The organism is Gammaproteobacteria bacterium (assembly GCA_015709615.1).
Taxonomy (GTDB): Bacteria; Pseudomonadota; Gammaproteobacteria; order Burkholderiales; family Nitrosomonadaceae; genus Nitrosomonas.
Genome location: CP054179.1, coordinates 1,341,037 through 1,357,560 on the forward strand (window position 1 = coordinate 1,341,037; position 16,524 = coordinate 1,357,560).

16 protein-coding genes are annotated in these 16,524 nt (G+C 48.3%); 5 read left to right on the forward strand and 11 right to left on the reverse strand.

The features are described 5' to 3' along the window. Nucleotides 1–6: 6 nt before the first annotated feature. A complete protein-coding gene (locus HRU77_06535) occupies nt 7–1,416 on the reverse strand; it encodes an aspartate aminotransferase family protein (protein QOJ20379.1) in 1,410 nt (469 codons plus the stop codon). Between the two features lie 410 nt (nt 1,417–1,826). Between HRU77_06535 and HRU77_06540 the strand changes: the two genes are divergently transcribed. Next, complete coding sequence (locus HRU77_06540; protein ID QOJ20380.1) at nt 1,827–2,060, forward strand: hypothetical protein; 234 nt, start codon at nt 1,827–1,829, stop codon at nt 2,058–2,060. 124 nt (nt 2,061–2,184) lie between these two features. Here the strand turns inward: HRU77_06540 and HRU77_06545 are convergent, their stop codons facing one another. Next, nucleotides 2,185–3,039, reverse strand: a complete 855-nt coding sequence (locus tag HRU77_06545; GenBank protein QOJ20381.1) for a cysteine protease — start codon at nt 3,037–3,039, stop codon at nt 2,185–2,187. 260 nt (nt 3,040–3,299) lie between these two features. On the opposite strand from HRU77_06545, the gene purM reads away from it, so the two are divergent. The 4 genes from purM (at nt 3,300) to HRU77_06565 (ending at nt 7,073) form a co-directional block, all read left to right on the forward strand. Then, the gene (purM, locus tag HRU77_06550) at nt 3,300–4,361 is read left to right on the forward strand and encodes a phosphoribosylformylglycinamidine cyclo-ligase (protein ID QOJ20382.1); all 1,062 of its coding nucleotides are present in this window, start codon (nt 3,300–3,302) and stop codon (nt 4,359–4,361) included. Between the two features lie 24 nt (nt 4,362–4,385). Beyond that, nucleotides 4,386–5,024: a phosphoribosylglycinamide formyltransferase gene (locus tag HRU77_06555; protein ID QOJ20383.1), complete on the forward strand. Its 639-nt coding sequence runs from the start codon at nt 4,386–4,388 to the stop codon at nt 5,022–5,024. Further along, the gene (locus HRU77_06560) at nt 5,021–5,737 is read left to right on the forward strand and encodes a DUF3108 domain-containing protein (protein QOJ20384.1); all 717 of its coding nucleotides are present in this window, start codon (nt 5,021–5,023) and stop codon (nt 5,735–5,737) included. Before HRU77_06555 ends, HRU77_06560 begins: the two co-directional genes overlap by 4 nt. Before the next feature lie 64 nt (nt 5,738–5,801). Beyond that, a complete protein-coding gene (locus HRU77_06565; GenBank protein ID QOJ20385.1) occupies nt 5,802–7,073 on the forward strand; it encodes an RsmB/NOP family class I SAM-dependent RNA methyltransferase in 1,272 nt (423 codons plus the stop codon). Nucleotides 7,074–7,123: 50 nt separating this feature from the next. Here the strand turns inward: HRU77_06565 and HRU77_06570 are convergent, their stop codons facing one another. From HRU77_06570 to HRU77_06610, 9 genes are all read right to left on the reverse strand, one after another. After that, on the reverse strand, nt 7,124–7,759 hold the full coding sequence (locus HRU77_06570; GenBank protein QOJ20386.1) for an HpnM family protein: 636 nt from the start codon (nt 7,757–7,759) through the stop codon (nt 7,124–7,126). After that, nucleotides 7,737–8,867 carry a glycosyltransferase gene (locus tag HRU77_06575; GenBank protein ID QOJ20387.1) on the reverse strand — a complete coding sequence of 377 codons (1,131 nt, stop codon included), beginning with the start codon at nt 8,865–8,867 and terminating at the stop codon, nt 7,737–7,739. The genes HRU77_06570 and HRU77_06575 overlap by 23 nt, the downstream gene beginning before the upstream one ends. Nucleotides 8,868–8,918: 51 nt before the next feature. After that, on the reverse strand, nt 8,919–10,037 hold the full coding sequence (hpnH, locus tag HRU77_06580; GenBank protein ID QOJ20388.1) for an adenosyl-hopene transferase HpnH: 1,119 nt from the start codon (nt 10,035–10,037) through the stop codon (nt 8,919–8,921). 446 nt (nt 10,038–10,483) lie between these two features. After that, complete coding sequence (locus HRU77_06585; GenBank protein ID QOJ20389.1) at nt 10,484–11,008, reverse strand: peptidoglycan-binding protein; 525 nt, start codon at nt 11,006–11,008, stop codon at nt 10,484–10,486. A gap of 436 nt (nt 11,009–11,444) precedes the next feature. After that, on the reverse strand, nt 11,445–12,101 hold the full coding sequence (locus HRU77_06590) for a hypothetical protein (protein ID QOJ20390.1): 657 nt from the start codon (nt 12,099–12,101) through the stop codon (nt 11,445–11,447). A gap of 124 nt (nt 12,102–12,225) precedes the next feature. After that, on the reverse strand, nt 12,226–13,419 hold the full coding sequence (locus HRU77_06595; GenBank protein ID QOJ20391.1) for an aminotransferase class I/II-fold pyridoxal phosphate-dependent enzyme: 1,194 nt from the start codon (nt 13,417–13,419) through the stop codon (nt 12,226–12,228). Further along, a complete protein-coding gene (locus tag HRU77_06600) occupies nt 13,419–13,673 on the reverse strand; it encodes an acyl carrier protein (protein QOJ20392.1) in 255 nt (84 codons plus the stop codon). Before HRU77_06600 ends, HRU77_06595 begins: the two co-directional genes overlap by 1 nt. A gap of 31 nt (nt 13,674–13,704) precedes the next feature. Continuing rightward, nucleotides 13,705–14,634, reverse strand: coding sequence for an NAD(P)-dependent oxidoreductase (locus HRU77_06605; protein ID QOJ20393.1), 930 nt, complete (start codon nt 14,632–14,634; stop codon nt 13,705–13,707). Next, nucleotides 14,624–16,447 (reverse strand): fatty acyl-AMP ligase, encoded by a 1,824-nt coding sequence (locus HRU77_06610; protein QOJ20394.1) that lies wholly within the window; start codon nt 16,445–16,447, stop codon nt 14,624–14,626. Before HRU77_06610 ends, HRU77_06605 begins: the two co-directional genes overlap by 11 nt. Nucleotides 16,448–16,524 lie beyond the last annotated feature (77 nt).

Here is a 16,524-nt window from a genome sequence, read left to right on the forward strand (position 1 = left end):
CCAACCTTAACTTTGCCCGGCTTTCGCTTTTAATGCGTGACTGGCGAGATTCTTGCCGAGCTCCCAGATCGAACCCGGTACTTGATGGGTATCGGCGATGGTTTTGGTCAACGCGCCGACGATGCGGTCGCAATCTTTCTGCGACAGAATCAATGGCGGCAGCAACTTGATGACATTCATGCCATGCCCGGCCACTTGCGTCAGGATTCTGTGCTCTTTAAACAACGGAATCGTGATCATCTGGCAGAACAATCCTTTGTTGGCGGCTTCCAGCATCATCCACGCCGTCTTTAACGAGAAACTGCCGGGCGATTTGAATTCGATTGCAATCATCGATCCTTTGCCGCGCGCTTCTTTCAGGAATTCATATTGATTGGTCAGAGCATTGATCCGCCCGATGATATCCGCGCCGATTTTCGCGCTATTTTCGACCAGCTTCTCGGTTTTGATCACTTCCAAACTGGCCAACCCCGCCGCCATCGCCATATTGTTCTTGGAGAACGTGGAACCGTGCACCACCGCCCGGTCCATGCGGTTGAACACACTTTCCATGATCGGTTGCGTCATGGCGACCGCACCGACCGGAACGAACCCGCCGGACAACGCCTTGGCCATGCAAATCATATCGGGCTTCACGCCCCAATGTTCGACTGCCCAGAATTTTCCGGTGCGGCCCAAGCCGGTTTGAATTTCATCGGCGACAAACAGCGTGCCGTATTTCTTGCACAGCCGTTCCACTTCGGGCAGATAGTTGTCATCCGGAATATTGACACCCTTGCCCTGGATCGGCTCGACCACAAACGCCGCGACGTTACGACCGCTGAGCGCTTGTTCCAAAGCGGCCAGATCGTTGAACGGAACCGAGCCGCAATCCTGCAGCAGCGGCCCGAAACCGTCCTTGAAAATCTGCTCGCCGTTCAGCGACAACGCGCCCATTGTCAACCCATGATAGGCATGGTCGCAGCAAATAATGCGATTGCGCTTGGTAAAATAACGCGCGAACTTGATCGCCGCTTCCACGGCTTCGGTGCCGGAATTGCAGAAAAATGCGCGTTCCAGATTATCCGGTGTCGTGGTCAAAATTTCCTTGGCTAGCAAACCGCTCAGAATCGAAACATCCATCTGCACCAGATCCGGCATTTCCAGCGACAATACCTCTTTCAACGCATTAACGATGACCGGATGATTGCGGCCAAAAGCATACACGCCGAAGCCGCTCAGCAAATCGAGATATTCGTTACCCTGCTCGTCATACAGATATTGCCCGACAGCACGCTCATAATTGCGATCATAGCCGATCGTTTTCAGCACCCGCACCATCTGCGCATTCAGGTAGTGATCGTGCAAATCAAATTTGTCGGTGCGATGCTGCGATAACAAATCGGTAATACTGAAAGACATGAACGGCCTCTGCATTAAAAACACCGGCAGCAAAACCGGCGGCTAAAATCTATGAATTTCCTGAATGAAAAACTGATACCACAGCAAATAAAATAAGCGCAGATCATACCACTCCACCGCTTTTTTTTGCTGCTAAAAATACACCATCAATGTGTTATTTATCATTGTCATGATGCATCGGGGTGACACCGTTACTGAGGCAAAATTTTGCTGGAAGAAAAATTGAACAAGTCCCGGAATATTTTCCGGATTTTGTAAAAAATGAACCTTTGGCAGTCAGGTGCTTACTCACTACAATTCCATAGACCGGCTTCAGCACGGCTGCTGGTATGCCGGGTTATTTATGATGCTATTATAGCGAACCGATCCGTATATTACCGGTCTCGATTGCATCGGCTTTTTTACTATTTGAAATGATCAGAACTATGAACGAGAAAGAAAGCGAAATCTCTTCCCCAGAAGAGAAACTGGCAGTTTCAGCGGGAGTCAATCTGGCAGTGATCATCGGCACTATACTTTTCCCGGTGATCGGTATCGCCATGGGCTTTACTTATTTTAGAAAAGACAGTCCGGCTGCAAAAAAAGCCGGAAGAAATTGGCTGATACTCGGCGTTTTGATGTTTATCGTCAATATCGTATTAGTAAGTACCATGAAATAAAAATGAACACCCCCCGTGGCGAAACCACGGGGGAATCACAAGCCGGCCGGCATGCGATCTTGCTCATAACCAGCGGCTGCATGCTAAGAACCGAGCACTCAGACCGCAGCCGATTGACGCAACACTATTTGAACAAATCGCTATCGACATACTCCGCTTTCACCAGCGACCAGAAATCGTCCGCCAAGCCGTTCTCGATGTACGCATACGGCAGCCATCCGTAGCCATGATCACCCCAGCCTGTTCCCCATGAGTTGCGGATCAGGAGCGCACCCTTGGTGGAGCCGATTTTCTTTTGATCGTCATAGCCCACTGCCAGCACGGCGTGGCCGCCTTCCAGGGTATCACCGCTGGTAGGATAGGGAATCTCACCCTTGCCATCGCCGCCGGGCGGCATCGAACTGTAAACCGCAAAACCGAACATCGCGGGAAGGTTTCCCGCCAGGCTTGTTTTTACAGTTTTCAATACGGTTGCTGTCGGGGTATTGGGCGGATCGAGACGGTAATACTTGATCGCCTGATAATTCTGCGCGTATGAAAAGCAGAAACCGGAGGGATCGTCATTGAAGCGGGCGATGTCGTAGGGCCAGTATTTTTCCGGCGGCACGCCAAACAACACCAGCGCTTTCATGGTGTCCCTCAGATAGGCGCCATCGTCGCCGGTGAAACCGAGCAGCTGCCGGGTGACTTTGTACAAAAACAACCGCGATGCATCGATATGTTTGCCAAAGGCGCGGCGTTCATAATATTCGACCATGCCCACGCCGGCATTCGCGGTACACGAACCGAGCTGTCCTTGATCTTCGATCGGTGAGCAGTATTTGCGCAAATCGACCGACGCGGGCAAGGATTTTGCCGCTTTTTTCAAAGGTGACGACTTTGCCAGCACTTTTGCCACCGCTTCCGTTTCCAGTGTGTGGTCCCGCATATCGGGTAGGTCTCTATGCCAGCCAAGGCCACGGCCATGAATTGTTTTCATTTTCATTCTCCCATAAAAGCACGTTGATCAATCTACCGTTACATAACTGCATACTGAATGAACATCTTTTACTTCAACCGCTTTTTGAGTATAAGTGAAACCGGTGAAATAACAAAATACAAAGCCATTTCGGGCAATTCCCAAGTTCATCACAATCATTCTGCGGAGATTTTTATCGGTGTGCGCCGTTCGCTTCGCTCATTTGCGGTAAAATCACACTTTGTGAACCGCATCTATTTTTAACCGCAAGAGAATCCAACTTGACTTCATCACGATCTGATCATCCGGATACCACAACGCCATTATCCTACCGCGATGCCGGGGTCGACATCGACGCAGGAGATCGGCTGATCGACAACATCAAGCCGCTGGCCAAGCGCACGTTGCGTCCCGAAGTGCTCACCGGCATCGGCGGCTTTGGCGCTTTGTTTGAAATTTCCAAGAAATACCAAAACCCGGTGCTGGTATCCGGCACCGATGGAGTAGGCACCAAACTGAAGCTGGCGTTCCAGCTCAAGCGCCACGACACCATCGGCATCGACTTGGTGGCGATGAGTGTCAACGATATTCTGGTGCAAGGCGCCGAACCGCTGTTTTTCCTGGATTACTTCGCTTGCGGCAAATTGCATGTCGAAACGGCAACCCAGGTGGTCGGCGGCATCGCCGCGGGTTGCGAACAAGCCGGTTGTGCGTTGATCGGCGGGGAAACGGCGGAAATGCCGGGCATGTATCCGCACGACGAGTATGATCTGGCCGGATTTGCCGTGGGTGTGGTCGAGAAGGAGCGGATTATCAGCGGCGCCACCATACAAGTGGGTGATATGGTGCTGGGGATCGCTTCCAGTGGCGCGCATTCCAACGGTTATTCGCTGATCCGCAAAATTATTGAGCATAGTCGCGCCGACTTGTCCGAAGATTTTCACGGCCAGCCTCTCGCCAATGCCGTCATGGCGCCGACGCGCATTTACGTCAAACCGTTGCTAGCACTGATCAACCAACTGCCGGTCAAGGGGCTGGCACACATCACCGGCGGCGGCTTGGTGGAAAATGTGCCGCGTATTTTACCCGGTCAACTTGCGGCAGTTTTACACCGCGATGCCTGGGAAATGCCGCCGTTGTTCCGTTGGCTGCAGCAACGAGGCAACGTCACCGATCATGAAATGGCGCGCGTGTTTAATTGCGGTATCGGCATGGTCGTCGTCGTCGCCCCCGAGCATGCGGAAAATGCGCTGCACAGTTTGCGCGCAGCGGGAGAAACTGCCTGGCGGATCGGTGAAATCAAGCCGCGCGCGGCCAATCAAGCCGCAACGGTTCTGGTTTAAGCCGCCATTTCCCGGCAATAATCCATGAAATCTTTGGTCATTCTGATTTCCGGCCGCGGCAGCAATATGCAGGCGCTGCTGGAAGCAAAATTGCCGCTGGATCGCATTACGGTAATCAGCAACAACACCCATGCATCGGGACTGGAAATTGCGCGGCAACATGGTATCGAAACCATCGTTCTCGACCATCGCGCATTCCCGGACCGGCAAAGTTTCGATGCGGCATTAGCGGAAAAAATTGATGCTTGCCAGCCAAAACTGATTGCACTGGCGGGCTTCATGCGTATACTAAGCGATCGCTTCGTACAACGCTATCAAGACCGTCTGATGAATATCCACCCTTCCTTGTTGCCCGCCTTTCCCGGATTGGGAACGCATGCGCGAGCACTGCAGGAAGGCATCAAGATTCACGGCTGCACGGTTCATTTTGTCACCGCTCAACTGGATCACGGCCCGATTGTCATTCAAGCCGCCATCCCGGTGGCACCCGATGATACCGAAGAAACGCTGGCTGCCCGGGTCTTGAAACAAGAGCATCGCATCTATCCGCAGGCAGTGCGCTGGTTCATGGAAGACCGCATTCGATTGGACGGCAATCGGATTGAAGTAATCGACTCCAGCGTTAGCGCTGCTGCACTGTATTCGCCAGGATTGCCGGAATGAAATTTACTCCATTGTTTTTTCTGCTAGGGCTGCTTAGTTTCTCAGTAATGGCAACGGATCTGCCGTCACGCATCGAAATCAAGTACGCCGTGACGACCGATATCGGCGAAGGTGAAATCGATGAAGTCATGGAGATCAAGCACGTCGAGGGTAAAGCGCATTATTCGATCAACAGCAAAGCGCAAGCCACCGGCATGTACAAACTCATCGAACCCAACAGCATCATACGCCACAGCGAAGGATTCATCACCAAGCAGGGGCTACGGCCGGTGCGCGCTTATGAGAAGCGCGGCCAGAAAAAAGCCAGTGTGGCCGAATTCGACTGGAAGAATCATGTCATTACGCTCCATCATCAAGGACACCACGCGAAAGAAGTAATGCCGGACGGCACGTTGGATCGTCTCAGCATGTCGTACAATTTTATATTCACCGGACTCCCCAAACACCATGTAGAACGCCACGTCACCAATGGCGATACCTTGCAGTTATCGCGCTACACCATCACGAAAGAAATACTCGATACGCCGATCGGAAAAATGGAAACCGTGGCATTAACCCGGCAGGAGGAAAAACACTCCAAGCTCAAGAGAAAATTATGGTTGGCATTAAACAATCATATGCTACCCGTACGCATCGTCTCGGTGGAGGATAATGGCCGCGAAATCGACAAAATGGTAACCGAAATCAATATCAGCTATAAAACCGAACATTAAGAAGTGCTGAATAGCTCAGAGCATTCTTAATCAATCTTGCCATCCATCACATACACCGGATTCAATGCATTTAACTCACCCTCAACTGAATGCAGCCGTTACTGCCATGCGTACCGTGCTGCCGTTGGCGTACCCCGCCGATGCTATCTTGCGGCGTTTCTTCCAAGACAATCCCATGCTGGGTGCGCAAGACCGCGCAATCATCGCGGAAACCGTTTTTGGCATTTTACGCCACCGTTTTTTTCTTGAAAGCTTAGCAAAACAAGTAACACCGCGCACTTTGGTACTCGCTTTTCTAGTCAAATTCCAAGGTATGAATTTGCGTGAACTGACTCCGCTGATCAGTGAATCGGAAGCCAAGTGGCTAGTGGAAGTCAAAGCCAGTAAACCGGATGCATTGCCATTGGCCATACGCGCCGAATTTCCCGCATGGCTGGTGGAAAAATTGCAGCCGTGCATGCCGGATCAGGATATCCTGGAGCTGGGATTATCCTTGCAGCAGCCGGCGCCATTGGATCTGCGTGTTAATACCCTGCTCGCCAAGCGTGATGAAATACTCGAAACTTTCCAGCAAGAAGGTATCGCAGCGCAAGCAACGCCCTATTCTCCTTGCGGTATCCGCCTGAGCGGGAAACCCGCCATCAATCGCCATACGCTCTTTTTATCGGGAAAAATAGAAGTGCAGGATGAAGGCAGCCAGCTGCTCGGTTACTTGCTGGCGCCGAAACGCGGTGAAATGGTGGTCGATTTCTGCGCTGGTGCTGGCGGTAAGTCATTGTTGCTAGGGGCCTTGATGCATTCCAAAGGCCGTCTTTATGCTTTTGATGTCTCGGAAAAAAGATTGAACAACCTGAAACCCCGTTTTAAGCGCTCCGGCTTGTCGAATTTGCATGCCCAACTCATCGCCAACGAAAATGACAGCAAAGTCAGAAGATTAACCGGAAAAATAGATCGCGTATTGGTGGATGCGCCCTGCAGCGGTCTCGGTACCCTGCGGCGCAATCCCGATTTGAAATGGCGTCAGTCCCCGCAGAGCATTGAAGAATTGAAAACAAAACAAGCAGCCATTCTGTCTGCGGCGGCTGGCTTGCTGAAACCCGGCGGACGGCTGATCTATGCGACGTGCAGTTTATTGCCGGAAGAAAACCAAGCTATTATCAGCGGTTTTCTGGCCGAGCACCCGCAATTTACCTTGCTGAATTGTGCGGAATTACTGGCGCAGCAAAAAATACCGTTGAATACCGGAGAATTTCTACAGTTATCGCCGCAGCTTCATCAAACGGACGGTTTCTTCGCGGCTGCTTTGACTCGCATTGACACAACAAAAGCGGAATGAAACGTTGAGCCGCGTCTTTCTTTTCCCCTCGCATCGGCAAGAGAAATTTGCTATTGATTATGCTGCGCCAGCGCTATTTTCTCTTTCAGCAGCTGAATCAATGCCGGGAAGCCATCCCGTTGCATCACAGCACGATATTCCCCTCGCTTTATGGCAAGATCGCTCACGCCGTCGAATAGGATATTGACAATCCGCCAGCCTCCATCCGTTTGATGCAGCACATAATCAAAATTGACCGCACCGCCGTCGGACTTCGTCAATTGACTACGCACCAGCGTTTGCTCACGCGGCAACGGGCGCTGCTCCAGGATCTTGAATTGCTCTCCTTCATATTGAGTGAACCGGCCGGCGTATGTGGCGACACTCAATTGCCGGAAAGTATCGACAATCAAGTCTTGCTGTGCTTTATCCAACTGCGACCAGTAAGTTGCGCCGAGTATGGTCTTGATGATCAAATCGATATCGTGTGATTGATCGATGACAGGTTCGAGAAATTTGTAGCGTCCCTCGTAGCCCAATTTCTCACCTTCCTGCATGACTTGCAGTAATGAAGATTGTAAATGGCCGATCACTTGTTCAGGTGTTCCGGATCCTCGATCAGACGCGCTAAATCCCGGTGAAACAGACAATAGCAGCAGCAAAATCAAAGACCATACGATCAGTTTAATAGTTTGCTTTACTTTCATAATGGCGATCTTTCCAACGAGCGCGTTCCCCGCGCCAGTAGCGCAATGCCGATGTCCAAGTCATGGCAAGATACAGCGTGCCGATAACGGGCAACGCCAGACTCCAGAGCGGCGAGCGGTGATAATAAATTAAAGTTGGCACATAGGTAAAGAACATAGCCAGCCACGCTGCTACGCTGACCATATAGGCTTCCTGGGCCGATGACAGCAAAAATGCAAGCGGTGCCGCCCAAAACATAGCTGTCATAATCAAAGTGCAAATAGCCAGTAAAACCACTGAATATTTTAATTGCGTAAATGCAGTCCGCGCCACCATCTCCCAAATAGGTTTTAGCGTTTGATAACCGCGATGACTTCGCGCTGCATGACTGAGTCCGATGAACGTACGAAAGCCAGCGTGTTTGATATGGTCAGCTAACGTACAATCGTCAATCAGCGCATTGTGTAAATTGGCAAAAGCACCGGTGGCGTGCAATGCTTGCGTTTCCACCAGAATACATCCGCCCGCTGCTGCCGCAATGCGGGATTCCGGTTTATTAGCCAAGCCGAAAGGGTACAAAAGTTTAAAGAAAAATATAAACGCCGGCATCAGTAAACGTTCTATGAAGTTATCCATGGGCGGCTCGGCCATCAACGATACCAGCGCCAGATTCTCATCACGCGCTTTGCGTTGCAGTTCGAAGATAATCCCCGGAGTCAGCTCGATATCGGCATCCAGCAACAAGGTATAGGGCGTTTTAACTTCCCGCAATCCCTGCTCCAGCGCCCATAATTTGCCACTCCACCCAGCAGGCGGTGCGGTACCGGATAATACCTGCGCGCCGCAACGTCCCGCTTGCTCAGCGGTATCATCGCTTGATTGATCATCGATTACGATAATACGTATATTAGCACCTTGTGCTTTGACACCACCGAGCGTATGACCGATATAAGGGCCTTCATTGCGCGCCGGGATCAGTACGGTAATATCGCTCAGATCGACAGCGGATTCGAATAATGCCGGAGCTTCAATGTTCTCACGCGTGCTCCAAGGACACCACGGAAGCAGCATCAATGCCCCCCAGCAGATGACACCAAAAACAGCTGTGTATAATACAAATTCCAGCATTATTTCAAGCACATTCTTTGGCCTGCATCAATACTCCGATTTGATATTCGCCTATTTATCAATCAGCGTTACCGCAATATCGGATAGCTTTTTCGGTGTTTTGTTTTCCTCAGCGGCCCATGTTGGCGCAGGCTCAGTCACCATGGGACCTGTTGTTTTGGGCCCTCTTAGCGAAGTCACCAGCGCTTTCCATGGATGCTGCAGCGTGTCTTCCACTGCGGTCGCTTCATATCCGCAATGCGCCATGCATTGCGCACATTTTGGGTTATTGGCCGTGCCGTATTTTTCCCATGGCGTATCTTCGAGAAGCTCTTTAAAGGTTTTTGCATAACCCTCGTCAGACAGTAAATAGCAAGGTTTTTGCCAGCCGAAGACATTACGTGTCGGATTTCCCCACGGAGTGCACTTATAGTTCTGATTTCCAGCTAAGTAATCCAGATATAACGCGGAATGGTTCAACCGCCATTTCCGCTTTAATTTTTTGCCTAATTCAAAAATGCCGCGGAATAATATTTTGGTATCCTGGCTTTTGATAAATACATCTTGCTTCGGCGCTTTCTCGTAACTAAAGCCCGGTGCAATTGTTGCTGCCTCGACCCCCAATTCCATAGCATAGTCAAGAAATTCAGCGACATCCTCTGGCGTTTCACCCTGAAACAGCGTGCAATTCACTGTCACTCGGAAACCTTTATCCAGTGCCAGCTTTATCGCCTCAACCGCACGGTCAAAGACACCATCCTGACAAACCGATGCATCATGGCGCTCCCGCATGCCATCCAAGTGGATTGAGAAAGTCAAATAGGGCGACGGCGTATAATCATCGATCCGCTTCTTCAGCAACAGCGCGTTTGTGCACAGATAAACATATTTCTTGCGCTTAATGATGCCTGCGACAATCTGCGGCATTTCCTTATGCAGTAATGGTTCACCGCCAGGTATTGACACCATCGGCGCACCACATTCATCGACTGCCTGCATGCACTCATCATAAGAAAGACGTTGATCGAGCACATCTTCCGGATGCGCAATCTTTCCACATCCGGCGCATGCCAGATTGCAGCGAAATAAAGGCTCCAGCATCAGTACCAGAGGGTATTTCTTGACTCCTTTTAACTTTTGTTTGATTAGATAAGTGCCAACCGCGATCTGTTGACGTAATGGAACTCCCATGAGCAAAACCTCCAAAAATACATCACAAGCAAATTAATAACTAATGCTATCGGGCTAATTTAACAAAGCCAATGCATTATCAACTCAAATCTTATCCGGACAATACTGTTATGTATGCAATCAGTCTGTTTTATATGACGAAACACATTTATATGCTGAAGACTTAAACACCAAAGCAGATATTGCAACCAGCAACTATGGATAGTATCCCTATCAGAATATCGATAATTACCTGAAAAAGCTATGAAACCGGATTTTACTTTCAACTATAGAACATGAATCTTTCGATAGCAAATATTTTTAATCAACCAAGGGAATTAAGCAGGGGCATTAATATTACAGGGGAGATAAACAGCCTGAAATTGGAAATTTCTACCTGGTGAATTGCACCAAGAATCAATCAATGATTCTTGGTGCGTCAAAAAATCACAAAACGCAACGACTATTTAGAAATCCACACCCATTGCGCGTAGCGTTCTCTTGGTCACTTTGCCAGCTGGTATGTTATTTTGTTTTTGGAAACTTTCGATAGCTGCAACTGTTTTAGCACCACTGACACCATCGACTGGTCCTGGATTAAATCCTGCGTCTACGAGCGCTTGTTGCACTTTGCGCATGATCGCCGGTGTCATTTTTACCACATCATCGCCATCATCGGGTTGTGCCGCTACAGCTGGCTGCGCATCTTGAGCTGAGGCTGCTGATTCAATGCTTTGTATACTTTGAACGTCTTCAACCTTGGCTGCCGGTTCAGCTGAGGTCGCGGCTGGTGCTGCTGGAGCGGGAGCGGCTGGGGCTGGAGCTGCTGCCGGTGCAGGCTCTGCTGGAGCTGCTGCAGGTGCCGCCGCTGCATCTTTATTTTCTTTAGGAAGCGGTTTCTTTTCAAAAATCGGCTTACAGCCAAGCAACAATCCGACTGATAACAAAAGAATAGTATAAGCCACTAATTTGCTAATCTTACTAAATTTCATTGCTACCCTCCATAGTAAAAATATATAACTTGAAAAGTCATCAAATTTGCATCAAGCGCACATTCCAATGACAAACTCATTTAACTTCATTGCCTTACCCATTTAGTCCCCGAAGCTACAGCAACATTCTTGATTTTATTTATGGTTATGCGGACTAACTTATCATGTTGCGATGTGAACTATCACACTTTTCTGATCATAACGCAATGCGAATACGTTAATTAGGAAGCGCCAATCGCGTCACTGCGATAAATTGTCGCTAAGCGTAGCTGTATTTTGATGGAAATTTCACTGGACTATTGTTTACACCGGCGATCCGCTGTACCTGCTCGGCAAAGAATGGAGCACTTTCCTAATTCCATCACCCCTAAAAAAACCATAGCCGAGCTTCAATTCCAAGGTTTATCAACTCAATCAATTGTTTTGTTGAAAAAAATTAATTCCCCAGCTTATATTCGATAGCGGCGAGTGGAGTCAGAATCCTTGGTTTATCTCGCGCTTCCTTGTTAAAGGACGGCAAAATCGTTTCAAGAAAAGGTGTTATTGAGTTTGTCGAGCCGTTAGTTTGTGTAAATCCCCGGTTACGAAACAGCTTGATTAAGCTGAACGAGGATGTTGGAGGATCAAACCTGAAGATTAATGTGTTGGTGAACGCAAAGATGAGGCTGGTACTGAATACCGAAAGCGGATATCTCCTTGCACTCAAGTCGGTATTCATTGAACTGACGACAATGATTAGCTCCTGACCGTTAAAATAAGCTGTCGCATCAATTGAATCCAGTGGTTGCGGCAAACCATCAATATCCGGAATTCCGGAATACCCGATTGCAGTGGCTTTATCGATACAAACAGTACGATCGTTATCGACAAAACGGGGAATACCACCGGTTAAGCTCAACCGGTACACTCCGCCACCAGAATCTTCTATAACCTCAAACCTGCTTTGTACTGATGCTGCGCTATCCGGAGCCGGATCTTCCGTATCGACGGCACTCCGGCACTCAAATCCTTCGTACGTAATACTTAGCCCATGAACATTGCTCTGTAACAACAAAAACAAAAGTGCAAAGACCAATATCTGCGCTATTTTCATAGAAGTGTCCTGAATATGAGACAAGCCTAAATTTAGCTACCTACCAGAAAACCCGATACGCTTAGAAGTTCTCTTGACCGATGAATGCGAATCGGCAGTTACCCAATCAAGAAATTTCAGAAACTTATGAATGCGAACTGATTGCGCTGTATAGCTTGGCAAAAGTATCACCCACATAGCGGATCTGATCTCCGGTATGGGCGGCATTCACACTGCATCGCACTAGTGATTTACCCTCGGGCGCAGCGGGCGGCAAAATCAAATTCACATAAATATTATGCTCGAGTAACTGTTGCCACAACAACAGTGCTTGTTGCGGCGTATCCACAACAGCGGCGATGACCGGTCCAGGGTCCGGGCCAAGAACATAACCGGCTTCCTTGAGCGCTGAATATAATTGCGTGCAGTTATTCCATAATTGTTTGCGCAGGTGGCTACCCTTGCGCAACAATTCCAACGCCGCACGGGTCGATGCAATCGTGGCGGGAGAGGGTGATGCTGTAAAAATATAGGGATGACTGATGTAGCGAAGCTGTTCAAGCTGCGGGTGGTTGCTGACACAAAATCCGCCAATACTGCACAAGCTTTTACTGAAAGTACCGGTAATGAAATCGACCTCTTGCAATAAGCCGGTCTTTTCAACAAGACCTTGACCGGTTTCGCCCAGCACGCCCAGCGAGTGCGCCTCGTCCAGCAACAGAATGCAACCATAGGCGTTCTTTAATTTAACGATCTCGGCTAAAGGCGCTTGATCGCCGAGCATACTGTAAATGCCTTCAGCGATAACCAATGTAGTCTCAACACGATCACCCAAGCGGCGCAGCCGTTTTTCCATATCGACTACATCATTGTGCTTGAAGCGAATGATATCCGCACCGCTGAGAATACAACCATCATAAATACTCGCATGCGAATCGCCATCGATCAATACTGTATCCCCTGGGCCGACCAAACCGGAAATCGTACCCAAGTTGGCTTGATAACCGGTTGTAAATACAATGCTGGAACTGCATTGATAAAAATCTGCGAATTCTTTTTCGAGCGCGCGATGACCGAAATAGCTGCCATTCGCCATTCGCGAACCTGTGGTTCCCGTACCCTCCTTATCTATGGCTTCATGCGCTGCCTGAATGCACTCAGGGGCAAAAGTTAGCCCCAGATAATTATTTGTACCCAGCAGAAGCACGCGGCGATCGCCGATTCTCGCTTCAGTAGCAGAATAAACTTCTTCAATCGGAATACCAAATGCGCCCACGCCATTAGGCAAAAGTGCCTTTCTTGCAGCAGCGGCTGCATCAATTTTCTCTAATAAATTCATTATGACGCTGATTTAATTTTATGCACTAAATCGACCAACTCACGCACAGTTTGAACATCGGCTAGAGCGTTAATCGGAATTGAAATATCAAAAGCATCTTCTACTTCCATGATCAGATTAAGAAGTTTAATCGAATCGATCGATAATTGGCTGATTAGATTGGTTTCGGGGGAAATCTGCGTATTGGAATTGGTTAAACTACTTAGGCGATCGCAGAGCAACTGCATGATCTCATCGTAATTACTGTCAGTCATAAATTAAATTCGGCGTGGTTAAATTTTGAAGTTAGATTACTTCAGATAATACATCTTGTAAACGGATACTCGGATGCCATCCGGGAAGTTGATGGATTAAGGACGCATTATCACATACCCAATCAGGATGTTGCAGTTCATTTACCTTTCCCGGGGTCAGCATGGGCGAGTAATGGAATAATCGAGCAAACCAGAGATTTGCCGAAGCAATGCTGCGAATTAGCGGATCCGGAATCGTGATGCAATGAACTGGTCGCTTCCAAACCTGTTGCGCCAATTCTGTTAATCCCTGATAACTGTATCCGCCTGGTGTACCATCATCTAGTTCAAAAACACCTTGGATGTTCTGTTCTGCCGTTAGCCAAGCTTCGATTGCGGTTACTAAATCATAAACATGAATTAACCCGAACCGGTTACTCATTTTTCCGACAACAGGGAATAGACCACGCCGCATCGCCTGAAAGAGCGGCTTAATCTCTTTATCACCAGGTCCATAAACAGCCGTTGGCCGGAATATAGTCCATTGCAATGACTCTGAGTTTTCAGTGAGCATCCGCTCAGATAAGTATTTACTCTGCGCATACCATGACAGTTCAGGTTGACGCGCAGCCAATGACGAAATTAATAAAAAGCGCGGGGATTGTTTTTTTTGAGTTATGGCACATAAAAGATTTTTAGTGCCTTCAATATTAGTGTCTGCAAACTCTTGAAAAGAACTACCTCTAACTGTTGCAGCCCCATGAACAACAAACGCTGCATCATCGATCAAATGATGCAGCGCCGTTAAATTATTTAAATCGCCTTGAATCCACTGGAGATATTTGCTATTTGACGAACGGTTAACTCGAGTTAATGCACGAACAATCCATCCACTTTGAATCAGTTTCTGCACCAGCACATGACCAATGAAGCCAGTAGCACCTGTTATGGCTACAATTTTGTTATGTGTGTTACCTGTCACCCGATTCTACGAAAGACAATTGACCTGTCAAGTTTGTTCTCTGAATATAACCCTGTCTGGCCGCAAAACGTGAAAGTTTTCCAGATGAGGTCCGAGGTAAAGTATGCGGTGGCACCAGCTCCACTACGCAATTGACCCCAAAAGCCATATAAACAAGCTGCTGCAATCTGATAATTAACGATTGGCGTTCTGCCACAGAGGTAAGCCTGCATTCAATAACCAATACGATTGTTGTAGTACCATCCTCATCATTAATTCCAAATGCAGAAGCTTCCCGCGATCTAACTTCCGGTTGCTGTTCAGCTAATTCTTCAATATCTTGTGCGCGAATATTCCGACCATTCACAATGATGACATCAGTACGCCGTCCAGTGATAAATAAATCACCTTCAAACAAAAATCCAATATCACCGGTATCCAGCCAATTGCCCGGCTTAAGAGCTTTATTGGTTTCTTCCAGATTATTATAGTAGCCAGTCATCACACTGTCACCATGCACCAGAACACTACCGACCATCATTTCTGATAATTGCTGACCATTCTCATCGACTATCTTTACAATGTGCCCAGGTAACGGACGACCACAATTCACAAACTCATTCTGTTTACGCCCATCAGCTTGCAGTCTAGCGGCCATTCTCTTATCGATCAGTGTCTTACTATCGATCTGTATGCTTCTGCATCCTTCCCCAATCTTCGAAAAAGTAACCGCAAGCGTTGATTCCGCAAGACCATAGCAAGGTAAAAAAGCATTTTCATCAAAACCTGCTGATGCAAATTTCTCTGCAAAATTCCTCAGGGTTTCAGGCCGAATCATTTCTGCACCAATACCAGCCGCTCGCCAGCTACTTAAGTCCAGTTCCTTAAGATCAGACTCTCTGACACGAAGAGTACAAAGTTTAAGACCAAAAGGTTGGCTAAATGCGACGGTACAACGATTACGGCTAATTAAGCGCAACCATTGCAACGGGCGAATTGCAAAATCACGTGTTGCCAAATAATCAACAGAAATCTGCGTAACCATAGGGGCCAGAACCAAGCCAACTAATCCCATATCATGATAAAAGGGCAGCCATGACGCTGAGCGATCATCCGGCTTTATTTCCAAACCGTTACGCACTATGCCTTGCAGATTACACATCAACGCCCGCTCAGTAATAATCACACCTCTTGGGGTACGCGTACTCCCCGAAGTGAATTGCAAATACGCAGTTTCGTCAGGATGATTGGGTTGTAATTCAATATCTAGTACTGGCAGTTCACTTAGCTTTGCAGGAGTCCCCACCCACGCTATGTACCCTACTTCTGCAGCGGCTTCTTCCAAAAAACCGACATAATCAATATTAGCTAACGCAATACTCGCTTGACTGCTTTCGAGCATACCTTTCAACTGCTGGACATATATCGCATGACTACCAAGATTCACAGGAATCGGCATTGCAAAAGGCACCAATCCCGCATAGCGGCATGCAAAAAACAACTCGACAAACTCTGGTGAAGTATCCGCAACGATCGCAACTCTACTGCCGCGAGGTAAATTTAAACCCAACAAGCGCTGAGCTGTTATGCGAGCATTCTGCCGAAGCAAACCATAAGGCAGAATCGAACGTAAGTTACCTCTCGCATCATAAAAGTTATACCCTGTTACCCCTTCTGCTGCATACTCCAAAGCACTCGTCAGAGTATCAAAACCCGCCAGCTGCTGTGCTAGTGTATTGAGCGTAGGCGTCGGCATTAACTGCAATTCGCTTGAAGGCTGAAAATCAAACGCTTGCGTTAGCGGAGCGTTCAACTTGGTTATTGTCGAACTCAAGATCTTCCCCTCGAAGTTATAGGACTTGTCATCTTGCCTCTATGAGCAAGGAATTCTGGTTGAGCGTACCAGCACTG

Bases quoted from the DNA above. Each gene is read 5' to 3' on its own strand.
- HRU77_06535 (QOJ20379.1), bottom strand. From the start codon at position 1,416: ATGCAGAGGCCGTTCATGTCTTTCAGTATTACCGATTTGTTATCGCAG.
- HRU77_06540 (QOJ20380.1), top strand. From the start codon at position 1,827: ATGAACGAGAAAGAAAGCGAAATCTCTTCCCCAGAAGAGAAACTGGCA.
- HRU77_06545 (QOJ20381.1), bottom strand. From the start codon at position 3,039: ATGAAAACAATTCATGGCCGTGGCCTTGGCTGGCATAGAGACCTACCC.
- HRU77_06555 (QOJ20383.1), top strand. From the start codon at position 4,386: ATGAAATCTTTGGTCATTCTGATTTCCGGCCGCGGCAGCAATATGCAG.
- HRU77_06560 (QOJ20384.1), top strand. From the start codon at position 5,021: ATGAAATTTACTCCATTGTTTTTTCTGCTAGGGCTGCTTAGTTTCTCA.
- HRU77_06565 (QOJ20385.1), top strand. From the start codon at position 5,802: ATGCATTTAACTCACCCTCAACTGAATGCAGCCGTTACTGCCATGCGT.
- HRU77_06570 (QOJ20386.1), bottom strand. From the start codon at position 7,759: ATGAAAGTAAAGCAAACTATTAAACTGATCGTATGGTCTTTGATTTTG.
- HRU77_06575 (QOJ20387.1), bottom strand. From the start codon at position 8,867: ATGCTGGAATTTGTATTATACACAGCTGTTTTTGGTGTCATCTGCTGG.
- hpnH (QOJ20388.1), bottom strand. From the start codon at position 10,037: ATGGGAGTTCCATTACGTCAACAGATCGCGGTTGGCACTTATCTAATC.
- HRU77_06585 (QOJ20389.1), bottom strand. From the start codon at position 11,008: ATGAAATTTAGTAAGATTAGCAAATTAGTGGCTTATACTATTCTTTTG.
- HRU77_06590 (QOJ20390.1), bottom strand. From the start codon at position 12,101: ATGAAAATAGCGCAGATATTGGTCTTTGCACTTTTGTTTTTGTTGTTA.
- HRU77_06595 (QOJ20391.1), bottom strand. From the start codon at position 13,419: ATGAATTTATTAGAGAAAATTGATGCAGCCGCTGCTGCAAGAAAGGCA.
- HRU77_06600 (QOJ20392.1), bottom strand. From the start codon at position 13,673: ATGACTGACAGTAATTACGATGAGATCATGCAGTTGCTCTGCGATCGC.